Here is a 16,493-nt window from a genome sequence, read left to right as displayed (position 1 = left end):
CAATAAAAAATAGAAGACCCGTATGAATCTCCTATTTTTCAAATTCAATAGCACTATCTTGGCGGAAGGGGAGGGATTCGAACCCTCGGTACGTTTTACCGCACGCCGGTTTTCAAGACCGGTACCTTCAACCACTCGGTCACCCTTCCGTACTATTTCTGAATTTTGGCGGAGGAGGGGGGATTCGAACCCCCGCTACAGATCTCTCCATACTAACGATTTAGCAAACCGTCCCCTTCAGCCACTTGGGTACTCCTCCAAATTCACTATTTAGTGTACCATATAAGTGCAATTATTGATAGCTTTATCGTAAATAGAGTATAATAGAATTATGGTAAAAGAATATATTTCTAAAATTATAACAGGACTACTTACAATCGGATTCGGTGTAGCTTTGGTAACTGCTCCAGTTTCCGCATTAGGCGAAGGTGGTGCTCCAGCTGGAATTAACGCGGCACGCGGCGACAATACGCCGTCCAACTTGGCTAATGGTGATTCATCAATCGTAAAGCGAGCTATCAATATTATGCTATTCGGTGTCGGCGTTTTAAGTGTCGTTATGTTAATCTTCGGTGGTTTCCGCTATGTAATCTCTGGTGGTAAAAAAGAATCCGTAACAAATGCCAAAAATACAATTTTATACGCGATTATCGGTCTATTAGTCGCGGTCTTTGCTTACGCGATTATTAACTTTATTCTTGGCGCAGCTTTGAGCGGCGGATCAACCACTAACGTTTAATTGTTCACCAATTCTCATCGTGATATACTAACGTCATGAATGATAATCCAGAAAACCAAGACTTTGAAACGCCATCATCTGAAAGGATTGATTTAACCGAGCCGATAGCCTGGAACGCACCAGAAGGAGTACAGGTTCAACGCGGTAAATTGTGGTACGTGTTTTTTGTCATTGTGTTGATAGGATTAATGGCTTTGGCAATTTTGGTGTTTAAGAACTGGACTTTCGCTGTTTTGTTGCCAATTATGGCTGTAGCCTTGTTTGTATTATCAAACAAAACCCCACAAGTAATAAACTACGCGATTAGCCCCAAAGGTATTTATATCGCCGATGTTTTACACGATTTTAGCGAATTTCGCGCATTTGGATTAATTCACGAAAACAACCAACATTCGATTCTATTATTACCCGTAAAACGATTTTCGCCAGGTTTAACTATTTATTTTTCCGAAGCAGAAGGCGAGAGAATTGTCGATATGCTCGGAGCACGCCTACCAATGCAAGAAATTAAGCCGGACGCCTTAGAGAAGTTCATTCGGTTGATAAAGCTATAGCTTGATTGACTATATTTTATGTGGTAGAATACAAAAGTTCAGTGCTTTATTTTATAGCAATGAAGGTACCTTATATTTTTGTTATGGCCTTTTCGAAAGGCTGTATGCACCCGTAGCTCAGCTGGATAGAGCGCTGGCTTGCGGAGCCAGAGGTCGTAAGTTCGAATCTTGCCGGGTGTACCACATTAGCTTTATGGAGAGGTGCAGGAGTGGTTGAACTGGCCGCTCTCGAAAAGCGGTATGGGGCAACTCATCGAGGGTTCGAATCCCTCTCTCTCCGCCATAGATATTATGAAGATCACCATTATAACAATCGGAAAAAAGCACGAAGCCTGGGTTCAGCCAGGCATTTTTCGTTTTTTAGAGCGTCTACGAGCACCTTTTGCTGCGGAAATGATTATCCTACCGCATTCAAGCTTTGAAGGCGACAGAGCGCGCCAGGAAGAGTCTGAGCGTATTTTTTCACGCCTCAATTCGGACGACTTCGTTATTTTGCTCGATGAGCGCGGAAAAAACTTATCATCGCCGGAATTATCTGACTTAATAACCGAACATATTGACAAGCACATTGTCTTCATCATCGGTGGCGCTTACGGAGTTACTGGCGACTTGCGCCAAAAATCCAACGTCGTCTGGTCGTTATCAAACTTAGTATTTCCACACCAATTAGTTCGTCTTATTTTAGCTGAGCAATTGTACCGCGCCCAAGAAATTCATCGTGGCAGTCATTATCATCACTCATAGCTTCGGGCGCCCGTGCCTGGCAATAACCGCAATCTCCACGTGTTTAGCGCCATTTTTTTTCAAACATTCCGCCGCCGCCAACACAGTTGAGCCAGTCGTAAAAATATCATCAATAATGATATATCGCTTATTTTTATCAACTTTACCCGCAATTTCAAAAAACTCCTTTGCTTGACGTTTTCTCTGGGCGGAAGACTTCGTAAAGTGCTGAGTTACATTATTTCTACGCCGAAGCAGGGAACGACATTCTATTTTTCTACGTCGAGATAGTTTAATAGCAATTTTTCGGATATGATCAAATCCACGACGCCGAATATTCTTAGAAATTGTAGGAATAGGTACGATTACCGCATCTGGCGGCAATTCAGGCAGAGCTTCGTCTAAGAACTCACTTAGCAATCCAGCCGCTGCCTGAACGCGGTTAAACTTATAATCGTCAATTATTTTTGCGACAACACCTGTACGTCGTGAAAAACACCAGATCATATCACAGGAGAGCTTATGTTTTTTACATAAGTTGCCATTCTCCAATAAATCACCACATAATACGCACATATCATACTTACGACTCATGATGTATTTTTTACAATTTAAGCATAAAATATCACCCGTTTTACCGCACTTATAACAGTGGTGAGGAGCGATGATTGATAATAGCGTGTCAAACATTGTAATTTTTACGTTTTAAGCCTTTCTCTGTTGATTATAACGCACATTACAGTTATACTAATAAAGACTTTGTCAATGAGCCTATTATAAAAGTGGAGGAAATTATGGCCCGAAAGCAAGATGATACATTACTAACAGAACAGGAATTGGCTGCGGCGTTTATTGACGATGATAACGACGATCTGCTACCTGGTTTTGACGACGACAACAGTAGAAGCAACAGTACACCAACAACCCGATCCGACGACAATTGGGAAGATGAAGCTGATGACGCAATGGGTCAATTGGCTGTTGACGTTTTTGAGACAGAAAACAATCTGGTTATTAAAGCTCGTACTGCTGGCGTAGATCGAAACGACCTAGACGTAAGCATTTCTGACGGTATCTTAACAATTAGCGGCACACTGTCTAGCGGTGACGAAGCAGATGTTCGCCAATGGCACATCCAAGAGTGCTACTGGGGCGAATTCAGTCGTACATTAGCATTGCCAACCGCTGTAAATGAAGAAGGCGTTAAGGCGGAATTAAAAGACGGCGTTTTGACAATTACTTTTGAAAAGATAAAGCAAGAAAAAGCAAAGAAGATTCAAGTTCTGTAAAAAATCATTTCACAGAAAATACCGTCACAAGTTGGCGGTATTTTTTTAGCCATAAAAAAAGAACCTCATCAGTGAGGCTCTTTTTTATCAATAGGGAAGATTATGATCCTGATGCAATCTTACCGATAACCATATTGACAATTGCGTATGCCAAAATAGCGACCACCAAACCGACAATTGCGTACAAAACTGTATTCTTAGCCGCAGTAACCTTATTGCTATCACCAGCTGAAGTAGTGTAACGAATACCACCCCAGATAAGCATAATAACGCTTAATGCACCAACTGCAAATAAGAATATATTTACAAACTGCTTAACTAAAGATTCAGGGTCTGCGGCTACCTTATCAACACCCTCTCCTTGCGCGCTACTAACGCCGCCCTGTAGGGTGAAGTTTCCTTCAGCGCTTGCAGCTGGGGCTACAGCCAAAGCAACAGTTGGTACTACCAGTAGTCCCGCCAAGATTAATTTTAATTTATTCATTGTTATTTTCTCCTTGTTTAATGATATTACTATTATACATTTTTATCTGTTATTTGTAAAACTAATTATGGATTTATTATAGTCGATTTATAACCATATTGACGATTGCGTATGCCATAATAGCCACAATTAGTCCAACCACTGAATAGGTGAGTGTACTCTGAGCGGATTTTGTCTTTGAAGCGTCGCCAGCCGAAGTAATATAGCGAAATCCACTAAAAATAATCATAATAACAGATAAAATACCCACAGCCCAAAGCAAAACATTAACTACTGTTTTTATTAGACCGTCATCACCGTCAATACTTTTACCTTTCATTTCCGATGTTGTAGCCGTATCAATTCCTTTAGATACCTGAGCGGAAACACTGCCCGACAGGGAAGCGGTAGATAAAACCGATGCTCCAAACACCGCACAGGTCATAATTGCTATTGATATTATTGATTTTTTCATATTTTCTCCTAATTAAACCTATTAAATACAAAATTAACAATTGCTGATGCGAATAACGACACAGCCAAACCGACTACCGCATATAAAACAGTATTCCTGGCTTTTGCAGCTTTCTGGGCGTCACCACTGGAAAGTGCAAACATAATACCGCCAATAACTATCATAATAATCGAAATAGCACCAACGGCTGTAAGTAGAACTTCAACGATAGTTTTTATAATACCGTTCACTTGAGTTTCGCCACTGCCCTTATTTTTACAATAGACAGAGTTTTCATTTCCATTTGAGCAAATATCAATACCGTTAGCTGCAGACACTGCCGGAGTAAACACGCCAAGGAGCCCAATCATTAGTATTCCAGCCGTCAGGATTTTTGTAAAAATCTTCATCTTAAACCTTTCCTATAATATAACCTGTTATAGCAATCGCACTAGCAATAATAACCAAACCAATAACTGAATATAAAATAGCATTCTTTGCGCTGGCAGTCTTAGCGGGGTCGCCAGAGGACAGGGAATAGTTTATTCCAGCAATAATAACAATAATAACAGCTACGACACCAGCCACCCAGAGCGCCAAATTAACAAACTTCATAATATCTACATCGTTATTCTGTGGCACACCAAGATCATCTGCCTTTCCTAATAATCCAGCAAAAAATTCCATATATCTCATTTTATACCCCTATCTTTGATGATATAAAGTTAACCAACGCGACAGAAGCTAAGGCAATAGCCAAACCAATCGCGGCACTCATAATAGTCTTTCGTCCATGAGCGGCCTTATCTGGAGCACCGTTACTGGTCATCATCAAGAAACCACCGTACATAATATATCCAACGGTCGTGTAACCAATAAGCTGCAGCAAATCATCAACGATATTAAGCACGATTTTCCAGATAAAATTTGCCTGTGAATCAGCGTCTGAACCAGGATCTTTAATAGAACAGTCGTCTTTCGTCAATCCGTCATACCACGGCTTCAATGTTAAAATTCTGCCTTTTTTATCACATTTATTACTTTCTGCAAAAGAAGTATTCGGGAAAGTCATACTCACCCCAAGCGACCCTATAACCATTAAAGACATAGCTATTATAATCTTCTTCATTAATCGAAAACTCCTCCTGGAATAATAAAGTTAGTAATTGCCACCATAAACGCAAACATTATTATCCCAATGACAGTATTCGTCCAGACTTCACGTGCTTTTTTTATCTTATCTGGACTACCTTCAGAAGTGGTATATAAGAATGCTCCGTATATAACAGCACCAACCGCCGCGACCAAAACTCCAGCGGTTAAGATTTTAATAACTTGCTTGATTATGTTGATAATTGCCGTACTACCCGTGCCGTCACAAGAAATAACAGAGGTTTCCGCGCCGCCGCAACTGCTGGTAGCTAAAGCTACTTTGGGTATAAAAACGCTCCCTGCGATTACCGTTGCGATAAATATACTGATTACAATATTTCTTTTTGTCATAAAATTTTCTCTTATACCTAAATTGTAAAATAGTCAAGCGAAAAAAGCAAACATTTTCCTTGAAAAGACAGAAGTAATCTGATAATATAAGGGGTATTGATATGCGCTCGTAGTGAAGTTGGCCTATCACGCCTCCCTGTCACGGAGGAGATCGCCGGTTCGAATCCGGTCGAGCGCGCCACAGATATTTTCACCCTGATAGGGTGTTTTTTTATGGAAAATATACTTAACTTATTGCATTTTTGTATAGTTTATGTTATGATATGGGCAATTGGACTGGAAAGTCTAAGAAGTTTTTACAATAAAATATCTGACGATGTCAGAGAAAGGATCCCAAGCGTTATGGTTCGAAATCGTGAACAATTTAACCCAAGCGATTCAAAAACAAGTCTTTCAACTACAACTAAAGAAAAGTTCTTAAAAGGCATCGCTACAGCGGCAGCACTGTTAGCTTCAGTAGCTCCGTTGTCAGCCTGTGGTGAAAGCTACAGTGAGCCAACTCCAGATACAACATCTACCTCGCAGGAAACTCAAGATCCTACACCTTCAGTAGAAGAGACAAGTTCTCCATCACCAGAGGCTAGAGAAATCCCAGAAATTGAGGGACTGGATAATCTTCTAGACTCTTTGGATAATGCAAAAGACACGAACGATAAGAGGGCAGCCTTCATTAATTATACAAACATGCATGCTAACAGCGAATCTGCAAAATTAGATATTGATGAGTTCGGTCAGATAATCACAACAGACGAAGAACTCCCTGGAGTCATGAAAAATATCGGAGAGCACAGCGCCTACAGTATTAATTTGATGGCCAAATCCTACTTTAAACTAGTCGACGAAGGCAGAGTGGAAGAGGCAGACAAGATGCGCGACGCCTACCTAAGCAGTATGGCTATAGGAAGTGCTCAAAAGGTGATATATGACTTTTTTGAGGAGTATAAAGAATACCCTGAGGAAAGATATCTTGACTATAACGTTTTCGACCTATTTCCACTAGATGGACAGCCAAATAAAATATTTGAGTCTACAGGAAAAGACGGTAATTATCCAAAGCTAGTCCGAAACAACGCTAATAACGCAGACCCTTGTTCCGATGAAGGAGATCTTACACGATGCAACGGTCTAAATTACGGTGGTTGGATTCCTAAATATCAAGCAGCTTATCTAACAGGAGATGGTGGGGTTGAAGAAATAATGACCATTGTTAACACCGACAGGGTAAGTGCCGAAGGTCTAAACTTTGACCCGTCAAAGAAGCAATCCCTTGATGTGGTAACAGACCGCACAGCAAAGGTTCGAGTAGCTCCTGTGATAATTGATTTCCGAGGAATCAGTGTACCTCATAATTATCAAAAACAAGGAAGCCCGATGCTATTCACTATAAACGGTGAAGACGTACCAGCATACGAAATCCCTGAGATACAGAATGCTTGGGACAATATTAAAAAAGACTAAACTCCAGACTTAGCAACTATTGCATAAACACCTTCATATGTGATTAAATGAAGGTGTTTATGTTTATGAGTGGGTTTGGTCGTAGAAACGTCTTTAAGAGTATAGTTTTATATTTGTGCGTGAGCGCCTTATTTATATTACCAATTTCTACGCTATTAACCTCTTTACCTGCATTTGCTGATGGGTACTTTGACAGTCTCAGTACTCAAGAAAAATATAAGTTTTATGTTTATGCGCGCGCATTAGATACATGTTTTGTCCGTGCGGGAAGTAAGGCGCCCAACAGCAACGTAGAGGAGCTGAAAAAGGGAAAAATATTTAATAACGTTGGCGACGGAGCTTACGTAGGAACTTTTCCAGGCTTTACAGGATACAATAACTCGGGAGGATATTTTGATTGCAACTCAGCTGAACTTATGAGTACAGCTGTTAGTCAATTCAACATACAGCCACAAGGAAGATCCTCCGCCGTAGAGGTATTGCTTTGCAAAATAGGATACAGGAGAGGCACTAACTACACCCTGTCCGAAGACGAATGTATAAATGGAAGTGGTGCATTTGGTAAAAAAAAGAAGTCTGCGGGCGGAAAAGATGATAAACAAAATGACGTTAACATATATTCAAAAGGGAAGATATTTGAAGTACTAACAAATTTATCAGGTTATAAAAATGGTATAGAAAATTCCGATCCTAGCATAAAATATCTGGTTTCGAGGTCCATGATAAAAGGTTGCGTAAAAGACGACAATCCTCAACCCCAACGACACAGCTCAAAAGATTGGGAAATACCAAATATAGATGGTAACGGAAATTCAACTAACTCATATTACCTACCTGGCGACGGGCAGGGTTATAATGTGGGCGGATCAAATAACCGTGAATGGCCACAGAATCATTATGACGCAAACATTTCTGAATGGCAGTGTATGAATATATATCAGCGCCTAGTGGAGTCGGCACCAAAATATCAAGAAGCCCTAAAGCAGTCAGCCGCAGACACCGCGTGTGTAGGGCTGGCAGACGAAGATCTAAAAGCCGCCTGCAAACGCGGTATAAATCATAAGGATGATCCTAAATACTGCGAAACAAAATACGAGGGTAATGACAAAGCGATAGACGCCTGTAAGCAAGGTCAGTCTGCTAAAATAGAAACTCCATCAGAAGGTGACGGCGGCGGAGAAGAGGAAAAAAATTCGTGTGGTATTGATGGAATGGGATGGCTTATTTGTCCTCTAATGACTTTTATGGGGGGAATTGCTGATGCTTCTTATTCTGTAATATCACAGTTTCTTAATATTAGACCTGCTATCTTCGATGATAGATCTGATGCAGTAGGAGCAAAACAGGCATGGAACTTCTTTCGTGATATAGCAAACGTCATATTTGTATTGCTATTTTTATGGGTAATATTCTCACAAGTCAGTAGTATCGGCATAAGTAACTACGGCATTAAAAAAATCTTACCAAAATTAATAGTGGGAGCTATATTAGTAAACCTATCGTTTTATATATGTCAATTAGCCGTCGACTTGTCCAACATCCTTGGCTTTACACTAAAAGAAGCTCTTGAAGGAGCGGTGTCTGGAGTTGGTGGATCATCTTCAAATTCAGCAATAGCGAGCGGTCTCGGCGCAGCAGTCGCTGGTATTCTAGTTCTTACAGGAACAGTGCTATTTGCAGCACTTGCAGTCAGTATACCAACACTACTATCTCTAATGTTAGTGCTACTTGTCGTGCTTGTCATACTAATAGTTAGACAAGCAGCTATAGTTCTCCTAATATCAATTGCGCCCCTAGCATTCGCAGCTTGGCTCCTGCCAAACACCGAAAGTTTATTCAAAAAATGGGTATCAATGTTTAGAGGGTTATTAATGGTTTTTCCTATAATATCCCTTTTGTATGGAGCTGGTAAATTAGCAGGGGCAATATTAATGACGACAGCCACAAGTGACCCGAATGATACTGCGATAACTATGCAGTTTGCAGGCTTGGCAGCGTCTATTTTGCCATTAGGCGCCACACCTTTCGTACTACAGAGCTCCTTAAATTCGCTGGGCAATATTGGCGCAAAGATAGGCAGAATGGGTGCTAATGCGCATAGTCGATTCGCTGGAAACGCAAAGGGTGCAGCAAAAGGACGTGTTGACAATTCTGTTATTGGCGATACAAAAAGAAAATACTCAGACTTCATGAATAGAAAACGCGCAAGCAGGCGAACGGGTAAATTTGCGACGTGGAGGGATAATAGTCCACTCGGTCAATTCATGGGCTGGGATAAAGGTGGAGCGCGCGCCCGCGCAACTGTAGCTAAGGCGTTCGAAAGCGACGTTGAAAACGCATCCACAATGCTACAGGGTATGACATCAGGCAAGATAGCCGATATAGCCAACGGCACAACTGTAGAATCAAAGGCTATGCGCGCGGCGGCTATTGACCATACTATGGCTAATGGTAGTTTTAAAGAACGTATGGATGTACTGAGTAGTCTAAAAGGCACAGACAACTCCATAAAACAACGGGCAATTAAAGCTGCATACGCAAAGAAGGATAATAATATCATAGGAAACGGATTAGGAGATGCTATCCTTAATGACGAGGTTGGTAGTATGCAAGACCTATCTAATATGGCAGTAAATAATGCCGCGTCTGGAAATCTACAGGCGGAACACTTAGTACAAAATGGCGCAGCAACCAAATGGTTATCCGATGCTATTACTAATAGTGGAAGTCAGCAAGCTAAGGATGCATTTATAAAAGCAGGAGAAGTTGCCATATCAAATCCAAATACTGCGAAAAATATAAATCAAGCAATATCCGAAGCGTTAAGTGCTCACGGAGTGGTTGCCCATAATACGCCACAGAATACATCTTTCTCTAATTCTCAACAGAACAGCCAAAGTAGCAATTCTCAACAATCACCACAAAATAACCAACAGAATAATAGTAGTTCTGGGGAGAAAATAATTATTGCTACATCTCAAGAAGATGTAAGAAAGGCATTGGAGGATTCTAGACGACGAGGCAACTAGACGCATGCTTCATACGCTCTCTTGACTTTTTCCATCAAAAATGCTAATATAAACCCAGATGGAGTGGTTAATTTCCCGTAAGCAGCTTATTAATAAGTGGCTGCAGTGGTTTGTATTGCTGATAGCAGGGATGCTGGTGGGCATTTTTCTTAATGCCTTAACACACTCAACCTCTGTTTACGCTGTAGACGCAGAATGGAACGGCCATAATTTAACCTATAATAAAGAAAAATATACAAAGGTAAGTGATGATAAAAAGATCAAACAATTTAACCTACCTGATAATTCGCTTGTTTATGTTAATGAAGATAAGAATAAAAAAGAAACCAAGGTTATTTACTTCCCATCAAGCGAAATATCTTCGCTAAGCTCGGCAACCTACGCGGTTTATTCATTTACGCCACCGAACACCTACGAACAAACCAGCACTTCAACTGTTTCAATTGAATCTCCCTCAGAAAATTCAACAGGTACTTCTTGTGACGTGCAGGGAATAGGGTGGATTATCTGTCCACTCTCCAACTGGCTGGCTGATGGCATAGATTATATGTACAGCGCGCTTCAGGAGTTCTTGAAAACCAAGCCATTAGAAACAACCAACCAAAACAGTGGAATTTATCTGGCGTGGGTCATTATGCGCAACATTAGCAACGTGGTGTTTATTGTGGCGTTTTTGGTAATTATCTACTCACAATTGACCTCTGTAGGAATTAGCAATTATGGTGTTAAAAAGATGCTTCCTAGGCTGATAATTGCGGCAGTGTTAGTCAATTTATCGTTCACGTTTTGTGCTGTACTACTAGACTTATCAAACGTAACTGGTTACGCTTTCCAAGACGCTTTCATGGGGATTAAAAACACAATATCCACCATAGGAGAAAATACGGGCGTAGGTTGGACATGGTCAGAAGTTATTGTGATGATATTATCCAACGGAGCTTTAGCTGGTGGGGTGGTCGCAACAGTAGCCATGGGAGCAGAGCTGCTACCATTGGCACTATCAGCATTAGTGGGAATAGGTCTAGTGCTTCTCTTAGTGCTTCTAATTATGGCAGCACGTCAAGCTTTAATTGTAATCTTAATTATCATTTCACCTTTAGCCTTCGTTTGCTATTTACTTCCTGGCACAGAAAAATGGTTTAAGAAATGGCGAGACTTATTCCTCACGATGTTAGTATTTTTCCCGGCATTCGCTGTAATATTCGGTGGGGCGCAATTGGCTGGAATAATAATTATCCAAAACGCCACTGGAGCAAATGGTGGAATAATGCAAATCTTAGGAATGGTAGTTCAAGTTATACCATTAGCCTTAACACCTATAATCCTGAAACTTAGCGGCGGAGTATTAGGTAAATTCGCTGGGTTTGTTAATGACAAGAACAAAGGATTATACGACAGGACTAAGAACTGGTCTAAAGATCGTCGTGAGATCATTAAAAACAAGAAGTTGGCTAATTCCAATATGGCACGATTCAACCCAAATCGTTTACGCCGTTGGTCAGATCATAAAGGTAGAGTACTCAAAAAAGATCTGGAAACTTCACAGAAAAATGCCGAGAATTCATTTAGAAATACAGCCAGGTATAAGAAGTCAGACTTGTATGCCAGACAGGCTTCCAGGCGCTCAGATTTCTTATCTGCGCAAGATGATAATCGCTACCTCGAATCTACGCTGGGTCACGCACCAGATGATATATACGATAAAAGACCAGCTTACGATCGTGCTCTGAGAAACGTATCGGCTACCTACGCAACTCGACAAGATTTGAAAGCTCATCAGCAGCAAACTGCATTTATGAATGATATTAAAGACCTAGAGACTGAAATCGCAACTGCAGGTCTGATTAAGAACAACGCTCAACGCCAACAGCACAGTGAATTTGCAGAGCAATTGAAAAACAGCAAGGAACTTCAAGAGAAGGCTGGTGGCAACGTATTCAAAGATGCAAATGGCAATTTGATTGGTGCAAATGCAGCCTTAGCTTCAGCCATAGCAACCAGCCGTAGCGAGTACGCCAAGTCTGTTGATGAAGCTCATCAGATTATGAAGAATTATAAGCTGAGCGCTGGGCAAAGACAAAAGATATCTTTAGGCAATTCCGTGACTCTTTCAGATGGAACAGTACTGGATAGCAATAACATATTTATACGTGAAGCTGCAATTGAAGAGCAGATTAAATACGGAACTGTTACAGAAGTGGCTCAGCTTGTTAGCGAATTACCGCCAGAATTCTATTCTTCCGTGTCGGCAGCATTAGCGTCATCCGGCGTGAAAAACAAAGCTTCATTTATGGGCGGTAAATTAATTGACGATATGGTTAAGGGTGCTATTAATAACCGTCAAGATTTGCTCAATTATTGTGCTGACTGGCTACAGGGTGGTAAATATAAACCAGAAACTTTAGCCGCCACTGAGGCTGATGGTGTTAAATTGCTAATGGAAGCTGTAAATAATACATCTATTATTACTGATAAGAAACGTCAAGATCTTAAGAAAGTTATCAACACAATTCTTACCGATAAGAGGTTGTCAGCTAATGCAACTGACGCAACTAAAGAGGAATTTAAGAATTTCCGCAACATACTATAATCTCCATATTTTGATATAATATAAGCAGTATGTCGGTGTATAAAGTCCCTCAAGATGTCGAGGCGGAGGACAAACTGCTCGGGCCGTTTAGTTTCCGACAGTTTGTGTTCTTAATTATAGCTGTTATCGGAATCGCTATTGCCTACGGTTTGAGTACAATTTTACTACCTTTGGCAATAATTCCCGTGCCGATAATTTTATTCTTTGGAGCGCTGGCTTTACCGCTTAAAAAAGATCAGCCAATGGAAGTTTATTTAGCGGCAGTCATTTCTTTTATGCTAAAACCAAAAAAGCGTCTATGGCAGCCTGATGGAATTGAAAGATTGGTCGAAGTTATCGCGCCAAAAGTCGAGGAGAAGACTTACGGTAATAATTACGATCAAGCCGAAGTCCAGCGAAGATTGTCATATTTGGCGAATTTGGTGGACAGTCAAGGTTGGTCAATTCGTGGCGTCAATAATCCGAATAGCTCGATGCGTGCCGATTTATTCAACGAAGGACAGGCAGCCAACGACATATTGGATGAAAATAGTGCTACGGCGCAAAATATCAATCACTTAATAAATCAGTCAGATGTTCGTAGGCGACAAGAAGTTATCCAAAAGATGCAAACAGGGCAATCTGTTACGCCGCCTCCTACGCAACCACCTCAACCATCTCAACCAGATAATCCTACTCCAGCCACACCACTACAAATGAATCCGTACCCAACAATGCGTCAATCTGTATTAAATCCAGTGTCCGAACGACCTGCCGCGAGCGCTCCAGTTCAAACTCAGCCGACAACCACGCCGCAAGCTAGCGTAAACGAGGTGCCACCTGCTATAATAGAACTGGCAAATAACCGCGACCTCTCGATTGAAACGATTGCGCGTGAGGCAAATCGAATTCAGCAAGAAAATAAATTATCAGATGAGGAAGTGGTGATTTCACTACGTTAGGTGGGGTTTATGCAACCAGAGTTACAAAATCAACAATCTTATCAGCAGGTTCCGCAAACCAATGCGGCTCTTCCTGGCGTCTCTCAGCAGCCATCGGGGGCAATTGGTTCGGGACCAAATCCAGCCACACCAGCTCCAGATAAAACCCCTGATGACAAGAAGCAAAAAGGACCAATTAGCACCCAGAATACGCTACTTTTCTCTGAAATGCGCGAAAATATGATCATTATGAGCGATGGCAGTTTTCGGGCAGTAGTGGAATGTGAATCAATCAACTTTGACCTGATGAGTTCACGCGAAAGAGAGGGGATTGAGTTCAGCTATCAAAACTTCATCAACTCTCTATATTTCCCAATTCAAGTTCTTATCCGTTCACGCCGCGTGGACATTGGCCCATATCTGGACAGATTGGCTGAAATTCGCCGCAATCAAGACAATATGCTCCTCAACGTCCTAATGGACGATTATATGGATTTCATTGATATTCTGGCACAAGAGGCGAACATTATGGATAAGAGTTTTTATGTTGTTGTTCCATATTATCCAGCTGGCGAGGAAAATGCCTTCAAACAACAGACTAAGGGATTGTTCAATAGCTTCTTCAGCGGGAAAAAAGAAGCGACCGTAACAAAAATTGACCAAGTTACCTATACCAAAGCCAAAGATGAAATTAAAAACCGCATTGATTCGGTTATGAATGGTCTATTCCAAATGGGCGTAAAAAGCTGGCAATTAAATACCAGGCAACTGGGTGAGCTGTTCTACACTTCATATAATCCCGACACGTCGTCACGTGAATCGCTAGAGGAAATTGACCCGAGCGAGCTTACGACCACTTACGTAACTAAGGGAACTGGTCCATCACCGAGAGGAGGAAGGTCATAATGGCAAAGAAGAAATTAGATGCCGTTGATATTGCTGCTCAACAACGAGCAAGGGAGCAAGCCGAAGTCGAGCAAGCCTTCTTAACTGGTGTTCGAACTTTGCGTGATTTTATTGCGCCAAGTAGTATTGAGCTTCATTCTGATCATTTCCAACTTGGCTCAAAATATGGCCGCACAATGTATGTTTATGGCTATCCTCGTCAAATCTACACTGGCTGGCTTAGCTCAATCATTAACATCGATGAAGTGCTGGATATTAGTATGTTTATTTATCCAGTCGATACGCAAATCGTCCTGAACAACCTGCGTAAAAAAGTTACTCAGCTGGAAGCAACCATGAATATAAACATGGAAAAGGGAAAGGTGCGCGATCCAGGCTTGGAAGCGGCTTTGCAAGACGCCGAAGAATTGCGCGACCAATTGCAGATTGGCGCGGAAAAATTCTTCCGTTACGGTTTATATATCACTCTTTATGCCGACAGCTTGGACGAATTGAATTTTATCCAGCATAAAATTGAAACTATTTTTGGCCAGCAATTGGTGTTCTCAAAAGTAGCTTCCAGCCAGCAGGAGCAGGGATTGAATAGCTCCATTCCACAATTGACTGATGAACTACAGATTCGCCGCAACATGAATACTGGCGCAATTTCAACCAGCTTTCCATTCACTTCAGCCGATTTAACGGACAATAAGGGCGTGCTTTACGGAATTAATATGCATAATAATGGCTTGGTGATTTTCGACAGATTCTCTCTGGAAAACGCCAATATGGTCGTGTTCGCTAAGTCTGGTGCTGGTAAATCATTTACCGTTAAATTGGAAGCTTTAAGAAGCATGATGGTTGGGGCTGATATTGTGATTATTGACCCAGAAAATGAGTACCAAAAACTATGCGACGCGGTTGGTGGCAGTTATATTCGATTGAGCTTAAGTAGCGATACGAGAATTAATCCATTTGATTTGCCGCGTGTTATTGATACTGATGAGGCAGATGATGCACTGCGCGCTAACTTAGTTACGCTGCACGGACTACTCAGACAAATGCTGGGCGGCGCAGGAGTAGGGGCTGGCGGGCAAGTCGTAGCAGGACTATCACCAGCGGAAGAAGCTGATATTGATCAAGCATTGATTGACACTTACGCACGCGTCGGTATTACTTCGGATCCACTGACGCACAATTCTACACCACCGACGATTTCCGACCTATACGACACTTTGCTTCACATGGGCGGAACTGGCCCAAGCCTGGCTCAGCGACTCCGCAAATTTACCTCTGGAACGTTTGCGGGAATATTCTCGCAACAGAGTAATATTGATATTAATAATAATATGGTCGTCTTTAACATTCGCGACTTGGAAGATGAACTGCGACCAACGGCGATGTATATTGTTCTGAACCACATCTGGAATATTACGCGTACCGACCAGAGGAAACGTATGTTGATTGTTGACGAGGCTTGGCAATTGATGAAATATGACGATTCTGCCAATTTCTTATTCTCTCTAGCTAAACGTGCCCGTAAATATCAATTAGGTCTGACAACAATCACACAAGACGTCGAAGACTTCGTCGGAAGTAAAATGGGGCGAGCAATCGTTTCCAACTCCTCAATGCAGCTACTTTTGAAACAGTCCGCCAGCGCCGTTGATGTTTTAGCGCAAGTGTTTAAATTGACAGATGAAGAGCAGAAACGACTAGCCAACTTCCCAGTTGGACAAGGATTATTCTTTGCTGGACAAAATCATGTTCACATCCAGATTCAGGCTAGTGATACCGAATATAATTTGATCAATACAAATCCTGTATCGCAACAAATAAAACCGTCAGATTCACCGATCGGCGGCTACGGAGCGGTGTAGAAAAAT

General features: G+C 41.5%; 17 protein-coding genes and 5 tRNA genes. 13 read left to right on the top strand and 9 right to left on the bottom strand.

The genetic code is table 11. The annotated features are described in order from the left end of the window. Window positions 1-59: 59 nt before the first annotated feature. Window positions 60-149: transfer RNA gene (locus LRM41_RS03910), tRNA-Ser, on the bottom strand. Between the two features lie 17 nt (window positions 150-166). Then, a tRNA-Ser gene (locus LRM41_RS03905) sits at window positions 167-259 on the bottom strand. Window positions 260-331: 72 nt separating this feature from the next. On the opposite strand from LRM41_RS03905, the gene LRM41_RS03900 reads away from it, so the two are divergent. The 5 genes from LRM41_RS03900 to LRM41_RS03880 all read left to right on the top strand — a co-directional run bounded on the left by LRM41_RS03900 (window position 332) and on the right by LRM41_RS03880 (window position 2,037). After that, complete coding sequence (locus LRM41_RS03900) at window positions 332-739, top strand: hypothetical protein (protein WP_243819546.1); 408 nt, start codon at window positions 332-334, stop codon at window positions 737-739. Between the two features lie 35 nt (window positions 740-774). Then, window positions 775-1,293 carry a hypothetical protein gene (locus LRM41_RS03895; RefSeq protein ID WP_243819545.1) on the top strand — a complete coding sequence of 173 codons (519 nt, stop codon included), beginning with the start codon at window positions 775-777 and terminating at the stop codon, window positions 1,291-1,293. A 106-nt stretch (window positions 1,294-1,399) separates the two neighbouring features. Beyond that, window positions 1,400-1,476 (top strand) — tRNA-Arg (locus tag LRM41_RS03890). A gap of 12 nt (window positions 1,477-1,488) precedes the next feature. Beyond that, window positions 1,489-1,576: transfer RNA gene (locus LRM41_RS03885), tRNA-Ser, on the top strand. Between the two features lie 8 nt (window positions 1,577-1,584). Further along, the gene (locus LRM41_RS03880) at window positions 1,585-2,037 is read left to right on the top strand and encodes a 23S rRNA (pseudouridine(1915)-N(3))-methyltransferase RlmH (protein ID WP_243819544.1); all 453 of its coding nucleotides are present in this window, start codon (window positions 1,585-1,587) and stop codon (window positions 2,035-2,037) included. Here the strand turns inward: LRM41_RS03880 and LRM41_RS03875 are convergent. Beyond that, window positions 2,032-2,610 (bottom strand): ComF family protein, encoded by a 579-nt coding sequence (locus LRM41_RS03875; RefSeq protein WP_243819543.1) that lies wholly within the window; start codon window positions 2,608-2,610, stop codon window positions 2,032-2,034. The genes LRM41_RS03880 and LRM41_RS03875 overlap by 6 nt on opposite strands. 200 nt (window positions 2,611-2,810) lie before the next feature. Between LRM41_RS03875 and LRM41_RS03870 the strand changes: the two genes are divergently transcribed. After that, complete coding sequence (locus tag LRM41_RS03870) at window positions 2,811-3,305, top strand: Hsp20/alpha crystallin family protein (RefSeq protein ID WP_146423247.1); 495 nt, start codon at window positions 2,811-2,813, stop codon at window positions 3,303-3,305. A gap of 100 nt (window positions 3,306-3,405) precedes the next feature. On the opposite strand, the gene LRM41_RS03865 is transcribed toward LRM41_RS03870, so the two are convergent. The 6 genes from LRM41_RS03865 to LRM41_RS03840 all read right to left on the bottom strand — a co-directional run bounded on the left by LRM41_RS03865 (window position 3,406) and on the right by LRM41_RS03840 (window position 5,725). Further along, a complete protein-coding gene (locus tag LRM41_RS03865) occupies window positions 3,406-3,789 on the bottom strand; it encodes a pilin (RefSeq protein WP_243819542.1) in 384 nt (127 codons plus the stop codon). A gap of 76 nt (window positions 3,790-3,865) precedes the next feature. Next, the gene (locus LRM41_RS03860) at window positions 3,866-4,243 is read right to left on the bottom strand and encodes a hypothetical protein (RefSeq protein ID WP_243819541.1); all 378 of its coding nucleotides are present in this window, start codon (window positions 4,241-4,243) and stop codon (window positions 3,866-3,868) included. 8 nt (window positions 4,244-4,251) lie between these two features. Next, window positions 4,252-4,632, bottom strand: a complete 381-nt coding sequence (locus tag LRM41_RS03855) for a hypothetical protein (RefSeq protein ID WP_243819540.1) — start codon at window positions 4,630-4,632, stop codon at window positions 4,252-4,254. A 1-nt stretch (window position 4,633) separates the two neighbouring features. Then, the gene (locus LRM41_RS03850; RefSeq protein ID WP_243819539.1) at window positions 4,634-4,909 is read right to left on the bottom strand and encodes a hypothetical protein; all 276 of its coding nucleotides are present in this window, start codon (window positions 4,907-4,909) and stop codon (window positions 4,634-4,636) included. Window positions 4,910-4,919: 10 nt separating this feature from the next. After that, the gene (locus tag LRM41_RS03845; protein ID WP_243819538.1) at window positions 4,920-5,351 is read right to left on the bottom strand and encodes a hypothetical protein; all 432 of its coding nucleotides are present in this window, start codon (window positions 5,349-5,351) and stop codon (window positions 4,920-4,922) included. Next, on the bottom strand, window positions 5,351-5,725 hold the full coding sequence (locus LRM41_RS03840; protein WP_243819537.1) for a hypothetical protein: 375 nt from the start codon (window positions 5,723-5,725) through the stop codon (window positions 5,351-5,353). The genes LRM41_RS03845 and LRM41_RS03840 overlap by 1 nt, the downstream gene beginning before the upstream one ends. A 103-nt stretch (window positions 5,726-5,828) precedes the next feature. Between LRM41_RS03840 and LRM41_RS03835 the strand changes: the two genes are divergently transcribed. The 7 genes from LRM41_RS03835 (at window position 5,829) to LRM41_RS03805 (ending at window position 16,487) form a co-directional block, all read left to right on the top strand. Next, a tRNA-Asp gene (locus LRM41_RS03835) sits at window positions 5,829-5,906 on the top strand. Window positions 5,907-5,983: 77 nt separating this feature from the next. Beyond that, window positions 5,984-7,183 carry a hypothetical protein gene (locus LRM41_RS03830; RefSeq protein ID WP_243819536.1) on the top strand — a complete coding sequence of 400 codons (1,200 nt, stop codon included), beginning with the start codon at window positions 5,984-5,986 and terminating at the stop codon, window positions 7,181-7,183. 47 nt (window positions 7,184-7,230) lie between these two features. Further along, window positions 7,231-10,212, top strand: a complete 2,982-nt coding sequence (locus tag LRM41_RS03825; protein ID WP_243819535.1) for a TrbL/VirB6 family protein — start codon at window positions 7,231-7,233, stop codon at window positions 10,210-10,212. 58 nt (window positions 10,213-10,270) lie between these two features. Beyond that, a complete protein-coding gene (locus LRM41_RS03820) occupies window positions 10,271-12,802 on the top strand; it encodes a TrbL/VirB6 family protein (protein WP_243819534.1) in 2,532 nt (843 codons plus the stop codon). A gap of 29 nt (window positions 12,803-12,831) precedes the next feature. Continuing rightward, window positions 12,832-13,743: a PrgI family protein gene (locus LRM41_RS03815; protein ID WP_243819533.1), complete on the top strand. Its 912-nt coding sequence runs from the start codon at window positions 12,832-12,834 to the stop codon at window positions 13,741-13,743. Window positions 13,744-13,752: 9 nt separating this feature from the next. Further along, a complete protein-coding gene (locus tag LRM41_RS03810) occupies window positions 13,753-14,628 on the top strand; it encodes a TraC-like domain-containing protein (protein ID WP_243819532.1) in 876 nt (291 codons plus the stop codon). Further along, window positions 14,628-16,487 (top strand): VirB4-like conjugal transfer ATPase, CD1110 family, encoded by a 1,860-nt coding sequence (locus tag LRM41_RS03805; protein WP_243819531.1) that lies wholly within the window; start codon window positions 14,628-14,630, stop codon window positions 16,485-16,487. Before LRM41_RS03810 ends, LRM41_RS03805 begins: the two co-directional genes overlap by 1 nt. Window positions 16,488-16,493 lie beyond the last annotated feature (6 nt).

Source organism: Candidatus Nanosynbacter sp. TM7-087 (genome assembly GCF_022828365.1).
Classification (GTDB): Bacteria; Patescibacteriota; Saccharimonadia; order Saccharimonadales; family Saccharimonadaceae; genus Nanosynbacter.
The sequence above is the reverse complement of the archived record's forward strand: the minus strand, read 5'-3'. Positions and strand labels throughout refer to the sequence as shown.

Excerpts from the sequence above, each read along its gene's own strand:
- LRM41_RS03875 (WP_243819543.1), bottom strand. The coding sequence starts at position 2,610 with ATGAGTCGTAAGTATGATATGTGCGTATTATGTGGTGATTTATTGGAG.
- LRM41_RS03855 (WP_243819540.1), bottom strand. The coding sequence starts at position 4,632 with ATGAAGATTTTTACAAAAATCCTGACGGCTGGAATACTAATGATTGGG.
- LRM41_RS03865 (WP_243819542.1), bottom strand. The coding sequence starts at position 3,789 with ATGAATAAATTAAAATTAATCTTGGCGGGACTACTGGTAGTACCAACT.
- LRM41_RS03820 (WP_243819534.1), top strand. The coding sequence starts at position 10,271 with ATGGAGTGGTTAATTTCCCGTAAGCAGCTTATTAATAAGTGGCTGCAG.
- LRM41_RS03850 (WP_243819539.1), bottom strand. The coding sequence starts at position 4,909 with ATGGAATTTTTTGCTGGATTATTAGGAAAGGCAGATGATCTTGGTGTG.
- LRM41_RS03815 (WP_243819533.1), top strand. The coding sequence starts at position 12,832 with ATGTCGGTGTATAAAGTCCCTCAAGATGTCGAGGCGGAGGACAAACTG.
- LRM41_RS03830 (WP_243819536.1), top strand. The coding sequence starts at position 5,984 with ATGATATGGGCAATTGGACTGGAAAGTCTAAGAAGTTTTTACAATAAA.
- LRM41_RS03825 (WP_243819535.1), top strand. The coding sequence starts at position 7,231 with ATGAAGGTGTTTATGTTTATGAGTGGGTTTGGTCGTAGAAACGTCTTT.
- LRM41_RS03845 (WP_243819538.1), bottom strand. The coding sequence starts at position 5,351 with ATGAAGAAGATTATAATAGCTATGTCTTTAATGGTTATAGGGTCGCTT.
- LRM41_RS03900 (WP_243819546.1), top strand. The coding sequence starts at position 332 with ATGGTAAAAGAATATATTTCTAAAATTATAACAGGACTACTTACAATC.
- LRM41_RS03840 (WP_243819537.1), bottom strand. The coding sequence starts at position 5,725 with ATGACAAAAAGAAATATTGTAATCAGTATATTTATCGCAACGGTAATC.
- LRM41_RS03860 (WP_243819541.1), bottom strand. The coding sequence starts at position 4,243 with ATGAAAAAATCAATAATATCAATAGCAATTATGACCTGTGCGGTGTTT.
- LRM41_RS03805 (WP_243819531.1), top strand. The coding sequence starts at position 14,628 with ATGGCAAAGAAGAAATTAGATGCCGTTGATATTGCTGCTCAACAACGA.
- LRM41_RS03870 (WP_146423247.1), top strand. The coding sequence starts at position 2,811 with ATGGCCCGAAAGCAAGATGATACATTACTAACAGAACAGGAATTGGCT.
- LRM41_RS03810 (WP_243819532.1), top strand. The coding sequence starts at position 13,753 with ATGCAACCAGAGTTACAAAATCAACAATCTTATCAGCAGGTTCCGCAA.
- LRM41_RS03880 (WP_243819544.1), top strand. The coding sequence starts at position 1,585 with ATGAAGATCACCATTATAACAATCGGAAAAAAGCACGAAGCCTGGGTT.
- LRM41_RS03895 (WP_243819545.1), top strand. The coding sequence starts at position 775 with ATGAATGATAATCCAGAAAACCAAGACTTTGAAACGCCATCATCTGAA.